Source organism: Pseudomonas sp. Sample_10 (assembly GCF_004321495.1).
Taxonomy (GTDB): domain Bacteria; phylum Pseudomonadota; class Gammaproteobacteria; order Pseudomonadales; family Pseudomonadaceae; genus Aquipseudomonas.
Window position 1 is genome coordinate 1 of the sequence record NZ_RCOE01000272.1, and the last position, 21,355, is coordinate 21,355.

A 21,355-nucleotide genomic window follows, 5' to 3' on the forward strand; every position below is an offset into this window, starting at 1 on the left:
AGGAGCGAGCCTGCTCGCGATAGCGGATTGTCAGTCGACACAGAGGCTGACTGATCCAACGCCATCGCGAGCAGGCTCACGCCTACAGGGTTTTTTGTTGTCTTGGCTGGCGAGTTGCCAGCAGCCTCGTCAACCCTTGTCTACACTGCCTTGACCAATGGAGGTAGCGCTCGGCAACGCGCCGGCAAAGGAGTGCGCCATGTCTCCCCGCATGCAGTTTCGCGGCCCGGCCCGGCAACGGGGGGCAATCGGTTTGATGGCGGCCGCCACCCTGGCGATAGCGCTGGGGTTCACGCTGCTGGTGATCGATACCGGCAGGCTCTACATGGAACAGCGCAAGTTGCAACGCATAGCCGATGTGGCCGCGTTGGAGGCGGTCGGCCGTCATGGTGATTGTGTGCCTCCGACGCTTAGCGCGTCGGGGTATGCCCTGGAAAGTGCCACTCGCAACGGCTACAAAGCGGCCGATGGCATGACCCTGAGTACTGACTGCGGTTCGTTGCAGACAGGGGCCGACAACCTGCGGGTTTTTGCCGTCGATTCCAGCAAAACCGACGCCGTGCGTGTGATCGTGACCCATACGGTGTCAACCAGCATTGCCTCGGGGATCCATGCTCTGTTGAGCGCTGGCCCCGTCGACCTGACGACCCAATTGACAGCCAAAGCGGTCAGTACTCCGGCAATCCTTCCACCGCTGGCCATGCTGACAATCGGCAGTACGGCACTGGTAGTTGACGCCAGCAAGTCAGCTGCGCTGAATCGGTTGCTGGGGCAGATGCTCGGAGGCAACCTGAACTTGAGCATTGCGAGTTGGCAGGGACTGGTCGATACCCAGATCAATCTATTGGGCTATCTCAATCAACTGGCCGTCGACGTGAATGTCAGCGCCGGAAACTACACCGAGTTGCTGAACAAAAATATCGCCCTGAGCAAGTTACTGGACTCAGCGATAACGGTGCTCCAGGCCGGTGGCCCCACCGCTAGCATCGCGGTCAGCGGACTGACCGGTCTAAAGGCCGCGGCTGGCAATACCTCGATAACATTGGGACAGTTGCTGCAAGTGCAGAGCGGTACTGTTTCTTCGGGACTCAACACCAATCTGCAGGTGTTTCAACTGATCGAAGCGTTTGTGCAGCTGGCCAACAGTCAAAACGCTGCCGTGGCCGATATTCCGTTGAACATTCCCGGTCTGGTCAATGGTGTTGTCAAAGTCAAAGTCATCGAACCTCCGCAGTTGTCGGCCATCGGTAACCCGGCACTGATCAATGGTCAGATCAATGACCCCAACCGCATCTTCGTCCGGACCGCTCAGGTGCGCACAGTTCTTTCACTCAACCTGCCAGTGCTCTCCGGTATCAGCGGTCTGCAGAATGCTATCAACAACAATGTTTTGGTGAATGGGCTCACCGGTACCTTGAACAGTGTGTTGAGTCTTGATCTTGGCGGGGCAATTGGCTCTGTGTTCTGTCTATTGGGCACCTGTAACACAACCGATCTGAAAATCCTGCCCACATCATCCATTGATATCGCGCTGGAGGTGGCTGCGGCCGATAGCCGCGTCACCGCTTACAGCTGCGCCAGCGATGCCACCAAGACCCTGACTACCCAGACAAACACCTCGCTGGTGAAGCTGAAAGTCGGCAGGATCGATACAGCCAATGCGTTTGCATCTTCCGCGGAAGTTGTGGTGCAACCCTTGGCGTTGATCGATATCGGTAAGGTCAGGTGCGTTGCCTTCAACTGCAACTTGTTTCCCCGAGTACCGTTTTATGGCGGCGGTCTGGGCGTGAAAGTCGACACCTCGGTGGCCAGCGCTCAAAGTAACCATGTCTACAACCAGCCCCCGGAAATCAAGCAGCCGCCGCTGTATTACAGCTTGGGCACACAAAGCATCGTAAACAGCCTGAAAACCGCCTTGGAAGGCATCCAGATCGAGGCCTACAAACCCACCGGTTCAAGCTTGCTGGGAGATTTGCTGGTGGTTTCGGCGGGAGCGCTCAATGGTGTTCAAAGCACCTTGGGTAGCACGATTCAACTGCTTCTAAGCCCGGTGATCGATCCGCTTCTCGACGGACTCCTGGCCAACCTGGGCATTACCCTGAACAAAGTCGATGTTGGTGCCAACCTGAGCTGCAAACCGCCAGGCCGGCCTTCGCTGGCGATCTAAACCGCCGGCACAATCGGCAGCTCGATACAGAACCGTGCGCCCTCGGTCGAATTCCTGACGCTGAGTTTACCGCCCATGTTCTCGACAATCCCGTAACTCACCGACAACCCCAGGCCCGTGCCCACGCCCACCGGTTTGGTGGTGAAGAACGGTTCGAAGATTCGCTCGAGCAATCGCGGGTCGATACCGCCACCATTGTCCTCGACCCACAGCCGCACCGATTGCTCGTCTCGCTCGGCGTACACCGCAATCCAGGGTTTGAAATCTGGGTTGCTTTCGCGTTTGCCGAGCAACGCATCCCGCGCGTTGACCATCAGGTTGATCAGCACTTGTTCAAGCTGATCGACATACCCGCGTACCTGTACTTCAAAAGCGCTTTCACTGATTCGCAAATCAACGCCCTTGCCGCGCATGCCTTCGGCCAGCAATGACAGCGTGCCTTCGATGGCCTGGGCCGGGTTGAACGGGTGTTGTTCGATCTCCGAGCGGCGGCCGAACACGCGCATGTGATCGACCACCCGCGCGGCGCGTTGCACCTGCGTGTCGATGCGGTTGAGCTTGTCGGTCAGGTAGTCGACCTGCACATCGCCGTTGCTCAGGCGTTTAAGCACATTGACGATGGCCATGCGCATCACGTTCAACGGCTGGTTGATTTCATGGGCCAGGCCGGTGGCCATTTCACCCAGCGTGGCCATTTTCGCGCTTTGCGTGAGCTGTTGCTGGGAGCGGCGCACTTCGGTGTTGTCGCGGCCAACGGCCTGAACTTCGAGCAATCGGCCCTGCGCGTCGAACACCCCGCGATCCGACCAGACCCACCAGGCGTGCTCGCGGCCGGGCAGTTGCAGATTGATTTCCGCGGTGCTCACCGGGAACTCCGGGCTCAACTGGCCCAAGCGCTGGAGGAACGCTTCCCGCTGTTCAGTTGACATCCAACTGCCCAGATCGACCCCCGGTAATTGCTCAGGCGCGCATTCCAGATAAGTCGCCAGCGGCCGGTTGCCGAAGGTCAAGGTCAGGTCCGGCCGGTAGCGGCAGATCATCGCCGGAGAGTCTTCCACCAGAATCCGGTAGCGCTCTTCGCTTTGCTTGACCTGTTCGGCGGCCAGGGTGACTTCGGTGACGTCCAGCCACAGGCCCACGGCCTCCACCGGCAAGCCGAGGTCATCGCGCAGCAGTTTGGCTTCGTCGAGGATCCAGTGGTAATCACCGCGATAATCACGCAACCGATAGCGCACGCTGACCGACCCTTCGCGCAGCAGCGAGCGGCTACGTTCGAAGTAGCGGTCTCGGTCGTCGGGATGAACCTTGTCCACCAGCGCGGCACCACCACAGTCGTCGAGTCCCCAGCCGAGCAGCGGCAGCAGGCTGTCACTGTAAAACGTCGGTTGCAGCGCGCCTTCGACATACTGCTGCACGTAAATAACGGCAGGGGAACTGGCGATCAGATTGTGCAGCCGGGCATGGGCGGTCGCGGCCTGTTGCTCCTGGTTCTTGATATCGCTGATGTCGAGCATGAACCCCACCACACGGCGGTTTTTGCCGATACCCACAGCCTGGCCTTGCAGGCGATACCAGATCGGCGCGGCCGTCGAACCCGGGCGATGCAAACGCACGCACATCAGCAAGGGGACGCCTTCGTCCTGTAAGGCTTGCAAGCGACTGCGCAATTCTTCGCGGTCGGCGGGATGCACCAGATCAAGCCATTCGTTTGACGGCAAGCGGGCATCTGCAAGGTTCAGAGCGTCGGCGAGCGAAGGGGCCAGTTGCACTTGGGCGCTGTCGCTGAACATCTCCCACCAACCCGTGCCGAGCAGCGCTTGCAGCGACTCCAGGCGTTCCAGTTGCAGATGGTGGTGGTGCTCGCGCAGGCGTTCCAGCAGCGGGCCGGCGAGGGCGGCGGCGAACTGAAGCCAGTCGCGGTCACTGACGTCTGGCGCCCGCTGCTGCACCGGGTAGCAGCCGCACAGCAGCCAGGCGACCACGCCCCGGGCATCGTGATAAGGCACGGCGAAACCCTCGGCATTGGCGAAGATCGCTTGCAGGCGCGGGTGTTCAATGGGGCTAAGCGCCTGCGGTGCGGAGCCGTTCAAACTGTCGAGGCCGGTGCCCAGGCGCTGAGCGTTTTGCCACAATTGTGGCCCGTCGAGCCCCGCATAGTGCTGATGAATCTGCCAGCCCTGTTCTTCTTCATCGAGCAACGCCAGGGCGATGCACGGGATGTGAAAACGCTGGGCCAGGCTTTGCAGTTGATCGGTCAGTACATCGGGTAAACGCGACAGACTGCACAGGCGCAATTGCTCACCGATCTGCACCGCGAGCAACTGGCATTGCTCGCGCAGACGCGATTGTCGACGGTCGAGGAGCAAGTCACCGATGTCCAGCAGTTGCAGCAACCAGGCGTCGGCCAAGGGTTGAATCCAGCCGCGCAAATGCAGGGGGTGGCCGCTGAGGCTGTAAAAGTCCAGGTCCAGGTTCTGGCCTTGCCAGTCTGCGGGTGCGCCCTCGACCACCAGGCTGCAATGGGGCAAGAGAAAATCGAGCAGGTGCGGCGCTCGCGCGGTGGGCGTCTGTTGGGCCAGCGAATGCCGCAACGGGCCGGTCAAATGCAGCACACGACCTTCGGCATCCAGATGCATCTGCAAGCCGACGCCCATGCCTACTGGCTCCGGGAGAGGTTGCGGCACGGGTGGATGGCGATTGAGCAGACGCCCGAAGAGCTTGTCGCCGGCACTCAAAATTGCAGGCTCGAACTGGCGGTGAGTGTGGCTGGCAAGTTCGGCACCTGGCCGATCCCCGGCAAGGTCAGAAACGGGATGACGTCACTCAATTTGGTGGTCGGGTAGTTGATACTGACCTTCAGCACGCCGGCAGTGTAGGTCGTGGTCGCATCCGTATCGACATTGAAATTCAGAGCAACAGGAATCCACGCCAATTGTCGGCTCAGTTCGTCTTTGACCACGGTCTTGAGTGCGGCTTCATAACCGGGTGTGTTCGGGTCCAGCGCCACACTTCGGCGCACGGCTTCGGCAGTCGACTGGTTGAACGACTGCATCAGCAACAGCGGCAGGCTGTAAGTGACGATTGCGTAGAACACCGCGAAAAAGATGACGAACACCAGGGCGAATTCAATCGCCGCGGCGCCTTTTTGTTTGTGGGGGAGGCTGGTTTTCATGAGTGCGTCTACCCTGACCATCACGAGGTAATGTCAGCATAGAATCATTCAGCCAAAACGGACGTTTTTTACCGGATGCAGAGTATTGTCCTACTGATCTGGCTGGCACTGTGCGCGGCGCAGGATGCACGGCAACGGCACATCGCCAACAGTTTGACCCTGGGCGCAGGGGCTTTTGCATTGGCGTATCTGCTGTGGAGCGGCAGCACCTGGCTGGGCGCGCCGGCAGAGCAGGGTGGCTGGGCGGCATTGCTCGCGCTGGCTTTCACCTTACCCGGTTACGCCATGCGAAAACTCGGCGGTGGTGATGTAAAACTCATGATCGCCCTTGGGCTGGCGACCGACGGTCGGCATGTTTTAGGCGTGTTTATCGGTGCAGGATTGGCCAGTGTCGTATGGCTGCTGCTGGCGCCAAGAGTCTGGCTTCATTTCGGTCAAGGGCTTAGAGATCGTTTGCTGTACTTGGAGCCTGGAATGTCAAAAAAACAGCCCTTTGCGCCCTTCCTGTTGGTGGGGTTGCTGTTGACGTTTGCCTGGCTCCGCTAGTCATTCGGTTTTGTACAGAGTCGAAAAGTACGACTACTTTCATACAACAAGTAGCTGTACAGCCAGCGGCTGCATGTACAGGAACGGTCAGCCTTTTGACCTTGCAGGGAGTTGCACGTGAACAAGCGTATCTCAGCAGTAAAAGTCCTTGTGGTCGACGACCAGCCATTGATCGTTGAAGAACTCTGCGAATTTCTCGAGAGCAGCGGCTACCGTTGTGTACCTTGTGAGTCCGCTCATCAAGCCATCGAACGTTTCAACGAAGACACTGACATCGGTTTGGTGCTGTGTGATTTGCACATGCCTGGGCTGGACGGGATTCAACTGGTTCAGGAGCTGCAACGCCTGTCCGGCAAGCACCGTGCATTCGAAGCGATCATGCTCACCGGGCGTGCCGACAAGCAGGACGTGATCAAGGCACTGCGAGCCGGTATTGCCGATTACTATCAGAAGCCGATTGACCTGGGTGAGTTGCTCGAAGGCTTGCAGCGCCAGGAAATAGCCTTGCAGGAGCGGCACAAGACGTTGCAACTGGGGCATCTGAACCAGAAGTTGCAGTATTTGTCGGAATCGATCGATGACCTGTATCAGGATCTGGATCGGGTTCGCCGTGCTCCGTTTGTCTCAGGCACTGCGGATTCGGAAGACGGCGCGGTCAGTGAGGCTGACCGGGAGGAGATCCCGGCGATTTTCAATCAGCTGTCGCCTCGGCAGCTGGATGTGGCGCGGTTGGTGGGCAAGGGGCAGACCAATTATCAGATTGCCTGTGAGTTGGGGATTACCGAGAACACGGTGAAGTTGTATGTGTCGCAGGTGTTGCGGTTGACGCATATGCATAATCGCACGCAGTTGGCGTTGGCGTTGTCGCCGAGTAATTCGGGGATGCGGCAGAGGGTTACGGCGCATTGAGTTTTACTGGTCTTTCACTGAACAAACTGTGGGAGCTGGCTTGCCAGCGATGGCGCCCCGCCAACCAATCAATCTCTTCCAGATGCACCACAAATCCAATTGTGGGAGCCAGCCCTGCTGGCGATGGCGGCCTGACAGCCGACCGGGATTTTGATCCAGTGCATATCCGTTGCTGCGGTAACGGCCACTTGTGGTTTCGCCCTTACGGCGAGTCCCTTTTGGCAAACGCCCCAAAAGGAACCAAAAGGTCTCGCCCCTTACGTACGGTCCCTCGCTAAAGCTCGGGATTCCTTCGCTCCGGCGTTCATCCGGGGGCATCGCCTCCGGTCTGCTTCGCGACGACCTCCTCTCGATGTGTGCGGCTGCGCCGCACGGCGCTGCGCGCCCACCCCCGGATAAACGCCTCCACTCAGCCTGCCGATGGGGCGGGTGAATCAAGAGGGCCGAGGCGGCCTACCGGCCGGCCTGTTTGTCTGGTTTATACGCATTTCAACTGTGGGAGCCCGCCTCGCTGGCGATGGCGGCCAGACAACCGACAAATTTCCTGGAATGTACCTCACCCCCTGTGGGAGCTGGCTTGCCAGCGATGACGCCCCGCCAACCAATCAATCTCTTCCAGATGCACCACAAATCCAATTGTGGGAGCCAGCCCTGCTGGCGATGGCGGCCTGACAGCCGACCGGGATTTTGATCCAGTGCATATCCGTTGCTGCGGTAACGGCCACTTGTGGTTTCGCCCTTACGGCGAGTCCCTTTTGGCAAACGCCCGGAGTGCCGGCCCAGCCAAAAGGAACCAAAAGGTCTCGCCCCTTACGTACGGTCCCTCGCTAAAGCTCGGGATTCCTTCGCTCCGGCGTTCATCCGGGGGCATCGCCTCCGGTCTGCTTCGCGACGACCTCCTCTCGATGTGTGCGGCTGCGCCGCACGGCGCTGCGCGCCCACCCCCGGATAAACGCCTCCACTCAGCCTGCCGATGGGGCGGGTGAATCAAGAGGGCCGAGGCGGCCTACCGGCCGGCCTGTTTGTCTGGTTTGTACGCATTCCAAACTGTAGGAGCTAGCCCTGCTGGCGATGGCGGCCTGACAGCCGACCAATCTCTCTCAGCCACCCCAATCCAACTGTAGGAGCTAGCCCTGCTGGCGATGGCGGCCTGCCAACCAACCTATCTCTGCCAGGCGTACTCCGTCCCTGTGGGAGCTGGCTTGCCAGCGATGACGGTAGAACAGGCAAAGTTGTTTAACCGCCAATAAAAACACCAGAACCTTCCCACACGTTTTTCAGGTTGTCCGTCGGACCTGCGATCTCTAGCCTTTGTCTGTCACTGCAAAATCAGTGATCGGGTTTGGTCGCCCGGGTTTAGAATGGCGCACAGTGCCGCGCGAGCGGCATTTTCGTGCTTGCTTAATGGCGAGCTGTGCGTGGGAGGGCTTCGGCCCTGCCGGGTTTCCATTCCCTGGTCGACCAACCTGCGTTCAGTTCGCCACCCTTCTGCTTGGTCGCAGTGATGGCGAACTCCCAATCTTCGAATGGAGCTCCACCATGATCAAACCAATCCCAAATCCCCCCGATACCGACCCCGCGTCCCCCTACGAATCCGCCTACTCGAAAAAACTCCACGAAGCCGCCGACCGTGCGCTGGACTACCATCTCAATCCCTCGAAAGACGCGGCGTTATCACGCCAACCCAGCACGATGTTTGCCATCGTTCCCGATATCAACACCGAAACCCTGTTGGCCCACGCCTGCGAATCCCTGGCTTCGGCCAGCGTCATGGCCAGTGACCTTGCAGGGTTTCTGGACAGTCCGCATCGCAATGCGCTGCTGGGCATTGCGCAGATCATCATGCTGGGTGAACTGGCGGTGAATCGGGCGCTGGATAATCTCGATCCGCCGTAGTAGGCCGCGTTAGCGTTCATCGACGGCAGAGATGCATTCCAACCCATCCTGTGGCGAGGGAGCGTGCTCCCGCGCCACGATTAGTCAGGTGCGGCTATTCCCCCGACCCACTGTCCACCGCACCCCCCGCATCCTGATCAAAAAACGCCGGAATCTCATGCTGGTAGCTCTTGAGCCAGCGTTGCATGGCCAGTTCCCGTTCGGTCGCGGTGGCGGTTTGGGTTTTTTGGGAGGCGGCCATATTGCTGCTTTGCAGCTGCAACCAGCCTTCGGTTTCCTGTTGTTGCGGTGACGCGGGGCCAGGGCCGATAGCGTGGGCATTGAGTGGCAAGGCCAGGAGGCCGAGGCAGCAGAGGGTAGTGGATTTCATCCTGGGATCTCCCTACTGAAGGGGCACGGTGGTGACCGCTGCAACTTGCGCGGCGGCGGTCGCGGCAGGTTTGGCCGGGGTCTTGAGTTTTTCCGCGCGGGCCTGGGCTTCGGTGACTTGCGCCGGGCTCAGGCCGAGGCGGCTGACCAGTTCGGCAGCGCGGCTCCAGTCGTCCTGGTAGATCAGCAGCGTCACCAGATTCTGCGCGGCCAGCAGGTCGCTTTGCTTGAGTTCCATGGCGGTGAGGAATTCGAATCGGGCATCTTCGACACGCAGTTGGTTGAGGTACACCACGCCCAGGTCATTTCGGATTTTTTCGTCGGTGGGCGCCAGTCGCGCGGCCCGTTGCAAGTGGGCCTGCGCCAGGCCGTTGTCGCCCCTGGCGGCGGCGAGTTGGCCCAGGCCGTGTTCGGCTTCGGCGGCCATGCAACCGCCGAGCAGGCTGCGGTACAACGGTTCGGCTTCGCTGCGGCCGAGCAATCGGTAGACCTTGGCTTTGCGCAGGCGCACATCGGCGAGGTTGTCCGGCAGGCTTTGCAGGTTGGCCAGGCTGGCGTGCAGTTTGCCTTCCTTGGCCATGTCCTCGGCCAGGTTCAGCGACAGCTGTTGCTCGGAGCTCAGCTTGCTGCAACTGGCGGAGTCGGTCAGGGCGCTCCAGGGTGTTTGACCGGTGCTCGCGCAACCGCTGAGCAACAGCAGACTCAAACCGGCAATCAGTGCTTTCATCAGAATCCCTCTACGAAGCAAAAGCCCGGGCCAGGGCGGTGAGCCCCGGGCCGGCCAGGACGATCAATAACGCCGGGAAGAGGAACAGCATCATCACGACGGACATTTTCGCGGACATCTTGGAGATGTATTCCTGCAGGCGCGTCAGGCGCCGATCATCGAGCAATAACTTGAGCGCCAGCAGGGATTTCATCGCGCCGCCGCCCTGATGTATCAGCTGTTGCAGGATCACGCAGGTGTCAGTGAATTCGTCCACCGCGAGCATGCGCGAGGCCTTGTTCAGCTCCTCGGCCAGTTCCAGGCCGGAGTCGACGCGGGTCAGCACCAGGCGTAATTCATGGGTCAGAATCGGCAGCAGTTGTTTGCCTTCGTTGCTCAAGACGCGCAGCGATTGCTCCACGGCCATGCCCGACTCAAACAGAATGCGCAGCAGTGGAATGAAGGTGGAGATTTCGATCGCCAGTTTTTTCCGCCGACGGTGAGCGGCGGCAGCAAGCAGACGTTTTGGCAGCAGATAACCGATGCCAACGGCAAATGCCGGGACAATCCACGGATTGGCGACCTGCGGGAAGAACAGCCCCTGGATCAGTGCACTCAGGGCCAGTGCCAGCACCGGAATCCCCACTTGGCACGCCGCGAAGATCGAGCGTTTGCGGGCGGTGCGCCAGCCGAGGGCGTTGAGCAGCGTTTGGGTTTCGTTATCGAGGCTGACCGTTTGCCGGCCCACACGACTGTTGCCCAGCGCATGCAGCCATTGGTTGAAGCGGTTATCCGCCGGGTTTTTACCGTCCAGCCGTTGCACCACTTGGCGGGCACGCCGACGCAGTTCCAGCACGACACTGAGCAGCATCAGCGATGCCAACAGAAACAGCAGCGAGCTCAACAGCAATGACAGGTTCATAGGCTACGCAACATGCGCCACAGCGCCAGACAGCCAAACACCTGAAAGCCCAGCGCGGCCATCAGCATCATTTGCCCCGAGCCATCGCTCCACATGGTCATCAGGTATCTGGGATTGGCGATCAGGAAGTAGCCGGCGACAGTGACCGGCAACGCCGCCAGGACCACCGCCGTGACGCGGGTTTCGCCGGTCATGGCGCTCAGTTGACGCGCCGCCTGTTCGCGTTCGCGGATCATCTTGATCAGGTTTTCCAGCAATTCGCTGGCGTTGCCGCCGTAGCGGTGGTTGACCTTCAGGCCGAGGGCAAACAGACGCAGTTCGTCTTTGTCGTAGAGTTCGGCGAAGTCCGATACCGCATCGGGCAGGCTGATGCCCAGTTGTACGTTGCGTTGCACCCGGCCCAAGGCATTTTTCAGTGGGTCCTGGGCGGCATCGATCGCACCCAGCACGGCATCGGCCAGGGTGCGTCCGGACTTCAGGCTGCGCACGGTGTGATCGAGCAGCGGCGGCAATTGTTCGATCATGCGCTTTAGCCGACGTTGGTAGCGCCATTCGACAAACACTTTCAGGAGCAAGGGCGGCAGCAATAACGCCAACAGCAAGCCGATCCAGCCGCCCGCTACGACGGCGACTAAAACAAGCAGCCCCCACAGGGCGAGCCACTGTTCGATACGTTCGGTCGGGCGCCCGAGACCTGCGCGCAAGAAGGCCCGCTCCAGCGCCGACCATGAGGTTTTGTGCGCCACCCGTTCCGGTTGCCCTTGGCTCAAGCGCTCCAGCACGCGCTGGGTGCCGGGTTGACGCAGGCCGCGATAGAGCAAACGCGCCGACAGGCCCAGCAAGGCCAGGCAAACGACGATGAGCAGCAGCGGTTTGAGCATGCCGTGGCCTTCAGTACGCGATAGGGGAGAGCGTCGACTCGCGACGCAATTTGTCGCCAGCCGGGTTGAGCGCCTCGCGCAGGAAACCAAAGCCACTGCGTCGGTCGAGGCGGAACAGGGTATTGGTCACGTAGACGTCTTCGCGGATGCCGATGACCTCCACCACCTCGCTGACGCAACGGCGGCCGTCGGGCATGCGGGTCAACTGAATCACCACGTCCAGCGCGGCGCAGATCATCTGGCGCAAGGTCCGTTCGGCGATGCTGCGGCCCGTCAGACCGACCAGTGTTTCCAGGCGCAGCAAAGCATCCTGGGCATTGTTGGCGTGCACGGTACTCATGGAGCCGTCGTGGCCGGTGTTCATCGCCGTCAGTACGTCGACCACTTCGACACCGCGGATCTCGCCGAGGATGATCCGGTCCGGACGCATCCGCAGGGCGTTGCGAATCAGGTCGCTGGCCTTCACCTCGCCATGGCCCTCGGCATTCGGCGGGCGGGTTTCCAGGCGCACCACGTGCGGGTGGCCCAGTTGCAATTCGGCGACGTCTTCGATGGTCACCAGGCGTTCATGGGGGTTGATCAACTGGCTGAGGATGTTCAGCAGCGTGGTCTTGCCGGTGCCGGTGCCGCCACTGATCAAGATATTGCAGCGCTTGCCCACGGCTTCCTGGAGGAATTCGTAGATCGCTTGATCGATGGTTTGCATGGCCATCAGGTCGGTGCTCTTGAGCATGTCCTGGCGGAACTTTCGAATCGACAGGCAAGGGCCGTCCAGCGCAATCGGGGGAATGATCGCGTTGACCCGGCTGCCGTCCGGCAGGCGCGCATCGACCATCGGCGATGACTCATCGAGCCTGCGTCCCAGTGGCGCAAGAATGCGTTGCATGACGCGTTCGACGTGGTGCGCATCGATGAAACGCAAATCGCTTTGGTGCAGCACACCGTCACGCTCGATGAACACCCGATGCGGGCCATTGACCAGAATTTCGGTCACGGCTGAATCACGCAGCAGCACTTCCAGCGGGCCGAAACCGGTGAGCTCGTCGACGATTTCTTCGGCCAGGCGCTCCATCTCGTAGCGGGAAATCGCCAGGTGCAGGCGCGCGATGTATTCGGCCACTTTGTCGATGACGAACTGCGACAACACTTGCCGCGAACCTTCCAGCAGGTTTTTGCCGGACTCTTCGATGGCATCGATGATGTAGCGGTGCAGCACCAGTTTCAGGCCTTCATGATCGGTATTGCCGACCACCGCGCGCGGGCTGGCGCCGAACAGTTTTTCTGCGTTCATTGCACACCTCTCAAACGACTGAACCAGGACTTGGGTTTGGCCAGGCTTTCGGAGCGTTTGGCCAGGCGTTCACCGAGGGTGCGCAGGCTTTGGGTGAGGACTTCCCGGGGTGCCAGTTCAAACAGGGTCACACCCTGGTTCTTCGCATTCAGACGCACTTCGGGGCAGTAGGCCAGGGTGGCGATGATTTCCATACCGAAGCTTTTGCCCAGGGCATCTGAGTCCGGCGCCACGCTGCGTAGATAACGGTCGACCAGCAGTTTGGCGTGATCGAGCTTCACACCTTTTTCGCGCCACAGGTTGAGCACCGCCAGGTTGCGGCGGCAATCAAGCACGTTCTGGTCGGTGTACCACAACAGCTTGTCGCAATGGCTGACGAAGGTGCGCAGGGCTTCACTGTCGGGCTGGCCGGTGAGGTTCACCACGATGTGCTGGAAGTGTTGGCGCAGGGCGCTGAGCAGCATGTACAACTCGGCAGCGCTGGTGTGTTCCAGCGGTTCATCGTTGTTGGCGTAGGCGAGGATGCGCAGGCCGACTTCGCAGCGGGTGAAGGCGCTGTCGATCAGCGTGGCATCGAGGCGGCGGACATGGCGCAAGGCATCGCCAAAATGAAACGAACTCTCCAGACCGAGCAAGGCCAGGCTGTCGCCGCGGGGTAATCCGAGGTCGAGCAGCAGCGTCTGCTGGCCGCTCTTCTGCACCACTTGCGCCATGTGATTGGCGAGCAGCGCACCGTCGGCATTGCTCTGCACGCCATACAGCACGGTCAGACCGCCCAAATGGTTGCTGGGCGCCACGGCCGGCAGGCGCTTGCTCAGGCGCCGCACCAATCCGGCGACCTCACTGGAACGTGAACCATAGGCGACAAAGTCCCGCGCGCCGGCCCGCATGGCATTGAGTACCAGTTGGTTGTCCATGCCGTCGCCCAGCGCGACGATGGCCAGCATCGGTTTGGCTTCCAGCGCGCCTTCGATCAACGCGCACTGCGCGACCACGTGTTCACGGTCAAGGCCCACGAACACCAGGTTGGCGAAGGTCACGTCGACCAGCGCCAGCAGTTCATCGAGGCTACCGCCCCCGGCACTGACCACCTGGCCCAACGGCGCGAGGGCGCCTTGCAGCCATTCAAGATCGGTGCTGTTGCGCGTGATCGCAAGAAAGGTCTGGCTGAGGTTCTGGCTCATTGCGATAGCCCGCTGCGTTTATCGAAGTCGCCGTTTTCAAGGAAGTACAGGCGATACCAGTTGGGATCGTAGTTGCGCAGTTTTTCACCGGGCAGCGATGGCAGCTGTGCATTCACCGCCAATGGTTGCACCAGGTGCGGGGTGACGATCATCAGCAGTTCCCGTTCTTCGCGATTGATCGCGGAACTGCGGAAGAACGCACCGAGGATCGGGATGTCGCCCAGCCCCGGAAACTTGTTCACCTGCGAGGTGTTTTGCGTGCTGATCAAGCCGCTGATGACGAAGCTCTCGCCGTCGGCCAGGGAGATGCTGGTGTCGGTGCGGCGAATGGTGAAGGCCGGCACGGTGGTGCCGCCGATGGTCACCGCGTTGTTGTAGTCCAGTTCGCTGACTTCGGGTGCGACCTTGAGGGCGATCTGGTCATTGCCGATCACAGTGGGTGTGAGCGTCAGGCGGATGCCGAATTCCTTGTATTCGATGGAATAGCTGTCGCTGTTGGCGCTGGGAATCGGGATCGGAATTTCACCGCCCGCCAGGAAGCTTGCGCTTTGTCCGCTGAGCGCCACCAGGCTCGGCCGGGCCAGGGTATAGGCGAAGCCACTGCCCTCCATGGCATTGATGATCGCGAGGAAGTTACCGCCACCGGCGACGATGTTGTACATATCATTGGCCAGCGGAATGCTCGGCACGGCAATGCGCGGGTCAAGGTTGCGCAGCGGGAATACCCGTGGTGTCACCGCGGTGTTCGGCACCGTGCCGGGGGAGCCGAACAGGAAGTTCGAGCTTTTGCCGTAGATCGACGTGCTGGCTTCCTTGAGTTTGGTGCGGCTGACTTCGACGAAGCGAATGTCGGTCTGTACCTGCGATGGCAGCAAGGGATCAGCGGAGGGTAGCTGTCGTGCGGTGGTCATGGCCGTCGTCGCGCGACCCTGGACGAACACCATGCTTTGGCGGGGTGCGCTGGCGCAGGCCGTCCAGACCATCAGGCTGGTCGTGCCGGAGGCGACGCCGGTGATCAGGAACGCCTGATTGCCGTTGACCCGCACATCGGCGATTTTCGGGTCACCCACGGCGATCCGGGTAATCGCTACGGGCGATTGCAACTCCTGTTGCTGCCCTTCGCCCACTTCCAGCGCGGCCGGCAATGGGCCGAGCGTGGCGCAACTGCCGGTTGCAGCGGTTGCTGACGCCAGCGGTAAGCTGCCCAGCAAGGTGGCCCAGATCAAGCCGTTGAACAACGGCGTAAAACGTCTGCGCATTAAAAGGCGTCCTTGCTCGATTCAGGGGGTCTGTTGAGTGATTTCATTACCGCGGATCACTTCCACAGCGGACTTGCGTGGTGTGGTTGCGCCACTGTTGGTGATCGGTTTGGGAGGAGCTGTCATGGCCAGTTGATTGAACTGCACCAGTTCGCGATTGGCGTTGGCGATGTTGGCCGGGGATTCGCTCTGGCCGGCCCAGTAACGGGCCAGGCGTTTTTCATCGGCGCTGCGCACCGCCAGGCGCAATACCCCGGCCTGTGCTGCGAGCATCAAGCGGCTGAGCAGTTGTTCGGGCACGGCGAGCAGCACGGTGCGGGCGCCAGCGCGTTGTTGTTCCTGCCTGAGTTTGTCGTCGTTACTGCGAGCCGGGCTGGCGGGCTGGCCGTTATTGGTCAAGCCCATTTGCTCGCCCACGCCCAGTACACGCAAGGCCGGTACCACCAGTTGCGCCGACGGTTGCAGGTTGATGGCGTCGCCGCGCAAAAACAGCAGCACATCGACATAATCGCCCGGCGTCAGTTGACCCCCGGCGTTGATCACTTCATCCACGGCGACGGCCAGAGCGCGTTCATCGGGACGAATCATCCGCGCCAAGTTACTGCCAGCTTCGAAACTTTCATCGCTCAGCCAGCTGCCGGCGCGAAGGGCGCGCCAAGGCGTGCGGCCAATGGCCTGGTCAAGTTGGGTGAGGCTGCCCGCGGGGACGGTACGAAGTTTTTCCAGGGCGACATCGTCGGCGGTGATTTGTACAAACGGCGCGATGTCCCGTTGCAGTACTACGACGGGTTGGCGAGTGGTGTCTTCTTCAACAGGCGCGGTCGTTTGTACGGTGGCGGTGGTCGTATCGGTCCCGGTTTGCACAACGGGCGCGGCGACGGGTTGGCGGGTCAGTGTGAAGCCCAGGTAACCGGCAATGACCGCACCCACCAGAGATAATCCGGCAAGACCCAGGATGAAACGGCTGTTCATGACGGCTCTCCCTTTCCTGCTGCTTAAAGCCTCGCTTTCCAACGAGAAAACTTCGCAATCAGGCAGCTATGAACATAAAACGATTTCGCTATTTGACCGTAGCGCAGCTAGAGCAAAACGCCATTACCCAGAGCGAAATATCTGGGCAAAGTTAAAGAATTCGATGAAATGCAGGGTTTTTTGACGTCAACGAAACGACTAATACTTTCGTATTAATGCGTTGTTACAGTTGTTGGAAGGGGGAATGCCGACAATGCTGATGCTGGCATAGGGGAATCATGTTGCGCTTGTGCAACACCCGGGTGCTTCAGGAGACATGTCATGCCTTTTTCCAAGCTGGTTCAGAAGGTCAAATCGGAGTTCGTTTTCTACAAGGGGCTGGTCAAGGATACCGAGGGTGCTTCGGGTATTGAGTATGCGATTATTGCGGCCATGGTGGCGGTGGTTCTCGCCGGGTTCAGCTCAGGCGTCAAGACCGCCATTTCCACTACCTTTACATCGATCAAGGCTGCTTTGTAACAGTCAGCCATGCGCCTGTTTCGAGTGATCCAAAGTCAGCGTTCAGTCCAATGCAGGGTTGCCTTATGAATGCTCCAGCAGCGCCACGACAGCAACTTCTTCTGGTCGATGACGAAGAGGACGCAGTGCTTGAGTTGGCGGAGTTGCTGGAGGGTGAGGGCTTCGTTTGTTTCACGGCGACATCGGTCAAGCTGGCGCTGCAAACGCTGACGCAGCATCCGGATATTGCGCTGGTCATCACTGATCTGCGCATGCCGGAGGAAAGTGGCATGTCGTTGATCAAGCGGTTGCGCGAGCATACGTCGCGTCAGCATTTGCCGGTGATTGTGATGTCGGGGCATGCGGACATGGATGATGTCAGTGACATGTTGCGCTTGCAGGTGCTGGATTTGTTTCGCAAGCCGATTTATCACGTGCGGTTGTTGGAGACGTTGAATAATCTTTTTCCTTTGCCGCAGGTTTATTTGGTCAAGGGGTGATTGCGGTCTTGGCCTTGGCGGCCTCTGGGCCGACCAGGCTCTTGGTTGGTTGCGTACACATCCATTCCTCCGGTAACGGCGGCTTATGGTTCCGCTTTTACAGCGGGTCACTTTTGTCAAACGACACAAAAGTAACCAAAAAGTCTCGCCCTGTACGTACGGCCCCTCGCTGAGGCTCGGGGTTCCTTCGCTCCGGCATTCATCCGGGGGCATCGCCTCCGGTCTGCTTCGCGACGACCTCCTCTCGATGTGTGCGGCTACGCCGCACGGCGCTGCGCGCCCACCCCCGGATAAACGCCTCCACTCAGCCTGCCGAGGGGGCGGGTGGATCAAGATCAAAAGCTGCAGGCGAGCTAACGCTTGGCCTGTTGAGTGGTGAGAAGCAACGGCGGTTGGGTGGTGTTCTGCTTCTGCTTCTGCTTCTGCTTCTGCTTCTGCTTCTGCTATTGCTTTTGCTCTTCTGTGGGAGCTGGCTTGCCAGCGATGACGGCCTCACAGCCGACCAACCTCTATCAGATGTCCCCAATCCAATTGTAGGAGCCAGCCCTGCTGGCGATGCCGGCCTGACAGCCAACCAATCCCTACCAGATGCACTCCAACCCTGTGGGAGCTGGCTTGCCAGCGATGACGGCCTGACAGCCGACCATTCTCCAAAAGATGCCCCCATCCCTCACCCACCCTACAACTGATAACTGAAACTGATGCTGTACCGCGGCTTGCGGTTGAAGGTATCCAGTGCCTCATCGGACATGGGTTTGGCCGCCTCGAGTGCAATGTTGTAGTACCTGGCATCGCCAAATCGCAAACCCACGGCTGCCGATGACATGTCGCTGCCTTTGACCGGCAGTTGGTTGAACCAGGTCTTGGCCCGGTCCAGGACCACATAAGGTTGCAGGACCCTGACCCAGTTCCCGTCGCGGTTGAAGCTGTAGTTCACTTCGTAAGCCGCGCCCCAGCCCTTGTCGCCGGATGCCTGGTCGTCAGGGTAGCCGCGGCCGAAGTTTTGTCCGCCGAACACAGCGCGTTCGCTGTCGGGCAGGGTGTCGTCGCTCCAGTACCACGCGGCCGACAGCACGCCTTGCCAGTGGTCGAAGAATTTATCGCTTTGCACCCCTGACAGGCGCAGACGGAAGAAGTCCAGGTCGAGGGCGCTGTTGTTGGTTTCTGCGCCCATGCTGTCGAGTCCTTGATACAGCCCGCCGCTGAGGATGCGCAGTTGTTGCGCATCGGCCTTGCGCCAATCGCTTTCGAACGCCAGGGCGCGGACGTCGGTGCGTTCTTCAACGCTGAGCGGGAAACCCACCACTTTGTAGCGGGTCTTGTCGTTGACGGCATATAACCGCGCGCCGGCACTGAGCAGTTCGTTGGGCGAGGCAATGACCGGATGGCTGAAGCCAATGGAATACCGGTCGTTTTCCCGGTGGGGTTCGAGCTCAAGGCCGTTATCGAGTCTGATATTCGTACCAAGGTCGGCGCGGTAGCGGGAGGCGGACAGTGCCAGTTGCGTGCCTTCGGCATTGAGGAACTGGTTGTAGTCCAGACGATAGTAATGTTCATCGTCATCCCCCGGTGGAAACAGGCCGCTGAGGCTCAGTTGTTCTCCCATGGCGGTCTGGGAGTTGCTGCTCACGCCGAGCAAGGCCTGGGTGCCGTTGCGGTTGTCGTCGGTGGTGCTCAGGCTGCTGGTGAAGGGCTTGCGGCTGGCCTGGGCGATAAGGTCGGTCGCGCCATCGGTGGTGCCCGGCGGCGGGACTTGCGCTTGCAGGGTCACGCCGGGTATTCGGCTCATCAACGTGGTGTAACGTTCGAACGTTTTGCGGGTCAGCGGCCGTTCGGTCTGGAGTTTGGCCACCAGTTTGTCGAGCAGGCCTTTGACCCGTCCGATGTCGCCCTGCAGTTGGTAATTCCTGATGTAGCCTTCCACCAGCACCACCCGCGCCACACCGATATCGAACGACTGCCGTGGCAGAAACGCGTAGGACAGCAAGTAGCCATCCTGTTGATAGCGGCGGGTGATGTTGCGGGTCGCTTCGATCAGGTCGGCCAGGCTGGTTTCGTGGCCCAGCAGCGGTTGGTAAATGGCGGCCAGTTCCGTCAGCGGGTAAATGGTCCCGCCTTCGATCTGCACGGTTTTGAGATTGACCTTGGTACCCATCATCAACGGTTGCGCTTGTGTGGCGCCGGGCTCCGGCACTTGCAGGGGGGCGGCTGTTGGACGATAGGCGTCGGCGGGCAGGTTGGGTACCGGCAGGTTGCGGATCGTGTCGTTGCTGTTGAGGAAGCTGGGGAGGGTGTCGGCGAAAGCGGTGCAACTGAGGGGCAGTAACAGCAGGCAAGGCAAAATGCGCATAGGACACTCCCTGTTCAAACCGCTGTGTCGCGTGGGTCTTCGTGACCCAAAGAAAAAGACGGAAGACTGATCAGAATCTTCCGCCTCCAACCAAGCGTAGGCGCTGTAGGTAAGGCCGTCGAATCGGCCAGGTGCAATTCAGCGTTGGTTTCCTCCCAGTGCGCCGGTCAGCCCACCCAACACGCCGCCCAGGCCACCGGAGGTGCCGGTGCCGGTGCCGCTGTTGACCAGCCCGCCGACCGCCGCAACGGTGCCGCCCACGGTGGTGACTGTGGTGCCGACTGCGGCGACAACCGGGTTGGCGTTGCTGCCGGTAATCGCGCCGCCGAGGTTGGCAACGGCGCCGCCGACCTGGCCGGTGAGGCTGGCGACCGGGGAGCCAATGCCGGTCGCGCTGCCGATGTTTTGGGTCAGGCCGGTCACGCCAGTGGTGACGGGATTGATCGCGGCCCCGATGCTTGTGGCGACGGTGCCCAGCGCCGCGGTCGGTCCGGTATTGGCGATACCGCTACCGCCCAGAGCACTTCCCACCGAGGCGATCAGATTACCGCCTGCCGCACCGTTCACGCCGACCGCGCTGACCACGCCATTGGTGTTGCCGATGTTCAGCCCGCTACCGACGTTGACCACAGCGCCGCCGACGGTTTCCAACAGGCCGTTGCCACCCAGGCCGCCGCCAGATCCGCTGCCGTTGGCCAGCAGGCCTCCGACCTTGCCGACCGCTGTGCCGGTGTTGCTCAGGGTGCCACCGACGGTGTTGGTCAGTGCGTTGCCGTTGCCGGCATCGGTGACTTTTCCACCTATGCCATCAACCGTGTCGCCGACTTTCTGCACGATGCCCTTGAGCGGATCGCCCAGGCCGGTGGCGTCGCCGACCTTGTCGGTGGTGCTCTCGACCATGGCGATCACCGGCACCAGTTTGTTGCCGACTTCCTGGGTCACTGAGCCCAGCGGACCGCTGGTGGTCGCGGTGCTCAACGTGTCGCCAAGCATGGTGACTCGCTCGCCGACCCCATCGAGCACCGGCGCAACGCGGGTCACTACGCCACCCACCACCGGCACGCTGTTGGTGGCGGTCGCGAGTTTGCCGCTGACATCGGAAACGCCGTCACCGACATCCTGCACGACGCCGCCGACTGCCGAGGCGGTGACACCGAGGCCATTCGGATCGGTGCCGAGTTTGCCCAAGCCATCGGCCACGCCGTCACCCAATGTGCTGACCACGTTGCCGGTGGTGTTGACCACGCTTTGTACCACGCCACCGACCACCGGAACCGAGCCCAGCGAATCGCCGATCTGCCCTACGCCATCGCCGACGCCACCGACAGTGGTGCCGACGTCCTGAAGCAGGGTGGTGGTCACCAGCGGCGTTACCGTTGGATTGGTCGGGTTGGTGGGGTCGGTTGGATTGGTCGGACTGGTCGGGTCAGTGGTGCCGCCACCGCCAGTGCCTCCTGTTCCACCTGTACCTGCCCCGCCTGTGCCAGCGGTGCCGTCTGAACCACCGGCTGCACCACCAGCACCCGCAGAGGTCTGGCCATCGGGTGAGGAACTGTCGGAGCTGCTGTCATGACCGCCACCGCCGCTGCTGCAACCGGCCAGACCTAGCGAGAGAATGAGCGCCAATGCAATTGCGGATTTGCACAAAACTTGAGTTTTCATGATTGAAAGTCCTTGCACCTGTAACAACGTCGTTGTCTTCGATGGCTGACCGGTTCTGTCGCCGGCCATGC

At 60.6% G+C, this 21,355-nt stretch carries 18 protein-coding genes; 6 read left to right on the top strand and 12 right to left on the bottom strand.

Features of this window, described 5'->3' with window-relative positions:
- Window positions 1-199 precede the first annotated feature (199 nt).
- On the top strand, window positions 200-2,167 hold the full coding sequence (locus tag D8U18_RS25570) for a pilus assembly protein TadG-related protein (protein ID WP_131108884.1): 1,968 nt from the start codon (window positions 200-202) through the stop codon (window positions 2,165-2,167).
- Here D8U18_RS25570 and D8U18_RS25575 read toward each other — a convergent pair.
- Complete coding sequence (locus D8U18_RS25575; RefSeq protein WP_131108886.1) at window positions 2,164-4,902, bottom strand: ATP-binding protein; 2,739 nt, start codon at window positions 4,900-4,902, stop codon at window positions 2,164-2,166. The genes D8U18_RS25570 and D8U18_RS25575 overlap by 4 nt on opposite strands.
- A complete protein-coding gene (locus D8U18_RS25580; RefSeq protein ID WP_131108888.1) occupies window positions 4,899-5,339 on the bottom strand; it encodes a TadE family protein in 441 nt (146 codons plus the stop codon). The genes D8U18_RS25575 and D8U18_RS25580 overlap by 4 nt, the downstream gene beginning before the upstream one ends.
- Window positions 5,340-5,414: 75 nt before the next feature.
- Here D8U18_RS25580 and D8U18_RS25585 point away from each other — a divergent pair, with 75 nt between their 5' ends.
- The 3 genes from D8U18_RS25585 to D8U18_RS25600 all read left to right on the top strand — a co-directional run bounded on the left by D8U18_RS25585 (window position 5,415) and on the right by D8U18_RS25600 (window position 8,690).
- Complete coding sequence (locus D8U18_RS25585; RefSeq protein WP_056852483.1) at window positions 5,415-5,885, top strand: A24 family peptidase; 471 nt, start codon at window positions 5,415-5,417, stop codon at window positions 5,883-5,885.
- A gap of 117 nt (window positions 5,886-6,002) precedes the next feature.
- Entirely contained in the window at window positions 6,003-6,794 is a 792-nt protein-coding gene (locus tag D8U18_RS25590; RefSeq protein ID WP_056852484.1) for a response regulator transcription factor, read from the top strand.
- A gap of 1,539 nt (window positions 6,795-8,333) precedes the next feature.
- Complete coding sequence (locus D8U18_RS25600) at window positions 8,334-8,690, top strand: DUF6124 family protein (protein ID WP_131108890.1); 357 nt, start codon at window positions 8,334-8,336, stop codon at window positions 8,688-8,690.
- 94 nt (window positions 8,691-8,784) lie between these two features.
- Here the strand turns inward: D8U18_RS25600 and D8U18_RS25605 are convergent, their stop codons facing one another.
- From D8U18_RS25605 to cpaB, 8 genes are read right to left on the bottom strand one after another with little or no spacing between them, the layout of a single operon-like run.
- A complete protein-coding gene (locus tag D8U18_RS25605) occupies window positions 8,785-9,060 on the bottom strand; it encodes a DUF3613 domain-containing protein (RefSeq protein ID WP_056852487.1) in 276 nt (91 codons plus the stop codon).
- Window positions 9,061-9,072: 12 nt separating this feature from the next.
- A complete protein-coding gene (locus D8U18_RS25610; RefSeq protein WP_056852488.1) occupies window positions 9,073-9,786 on the bottom strand; it encodes a tetratricopeptide repeat protein in 714 nt (237 codons plus the stop codon).
- Window positions 9,787-9,796: 10 nt separating this feature from the next.
- Window positions 9,797-10,687: a type II secretion system F family protein gene (locus D8U18_RS25615; protein ID WP_131108892.1), complete on the bottom strand. Its 891-nt coding sequence runs from the start codon at window positions 10,685-10,687 to the stop codon at window positions 9,797-9,799.
- Window positions 10,684-11,568 (bottom strand): type II secretion system F family protein, encoded by an 885-nt coding sequence (locus D8U18_RS25620; protein ID WP_131108894.1) that lies wholly within the window; start codon window positions 11,566-11,568, stop codon window positions 10,684-10,686. Before D8U18_RS25620 ends, D8U18_RS25615 begins: the two co-directional genes overlap by 4 nt.
- 10 nt (window positions 11,569-11,578) lie before the next feature.
- Complete coding sequence (locus D8U18_RS25625; protein ID WP_131108896.1) at window positions 11,579-12,859, bottom strand: CpaF family protein; 1,281 nt, start codon at window positions 12,857-12,859, stop codon at window positions 11,579-11,581.
- Entirely contained in the window at window positions 12,856-14,043 is a 1,188-nt protein-coding gene (locus D8U18_RS25630; RefSeq protein ID WP_056852492.1) for a pilus assembly protein, read from the bottom strand. Before D8U18_RS25630 ends, D8U18_RS25625 begins: the two co-directional genes overlap by 4 nt.
- Complete coding sequence (locus D8U18_RS25635) at window positions 14,040-15,302, bottom strand: type II and III secretion system protein family protein (RefSeq protein ID WP_130905760.1); 1,263 nt, start codon at window positions 15,300-15,302, stop codon at window positions 14,040-14,042. Before D8U18_RS25635 ends, D8U18_RS25630 begins: the two co-directional genes overlap by 4 nt.
- 21 nt (window positions 15,303-15,323) lie before the next feature.
- Window positions 15,324-16,274, bottom strand: coding sequence for a Flp pilus assembly protein CpaB (gene cpaB, locus D8U18_RS25640; protein WP_131108898.1), 951 nt, complete (start codon window positions 16,272-16,274; stop codon window positions 15,324-15,326).
- A gap of 321 nt (window positions 16,275-16,595) precedes the next feature.
- Between cpaB and D8U18_RS25645 the strand changes: the two genes are divergently transcribed.
- The gene (locus D8U18_RS25645) at window positions 16,596-16,793 is read left to right on the top strand and encodes a Flp family type IVb pilin (RefSeq protein WP_130905761.1); all 198 of its coding nucleotides are present in this window, start codon (window positions 16,596-16,598) and stop codon (window positions 16,791-16,793) included.
- Between the two features lie 65 nt (window positions 16,794-16,858).
- A complete protein-coding gene (locus tag D8U18_RS25650; RefSeq protein ID WP_130905762.1) occupies window positions 16,859-17,272 on the top strand; it encodes a response regulator in 414 nt (137 codons plus the stop codon).
- Window positions 17,273-17,951: 679 nt separating this feature from the next.
- Here the strand turns inward: D8U18_RS25650 and D8U18_RS25655 are convergent.
- Both D8U18_RS25655 and D8U18_RS25660 read right to left on the bottom strand, forming a co-directional pair.
- Window positions 17,952-19,622 (bottom strand): POTRA domain-containing protein, encoded by a 1,671-nt coding sequence (locus tag D8U18_RS25655; RefSeq protein WP_131108900.1) that lies wholly within the window; start codon window positions 19,620-19,622, stop codon window positions 17,952-17,954.
- Between the two features lie 138 nt (window positions 19,623-19,760).
- Window positions 19,761-21,284, bottom strand: coding sequence for a collagen-like triple helix repeat-containing protein (locus tag D8U18_RS25660; protein ID WP_131108902.1), 1,524 nt, complete (start codon window positions 21,282-21,284; stop codon window positions 19,761-19,763).
- Window positions 21,285-21,355 lie beyond the last annotated feature (71 nt).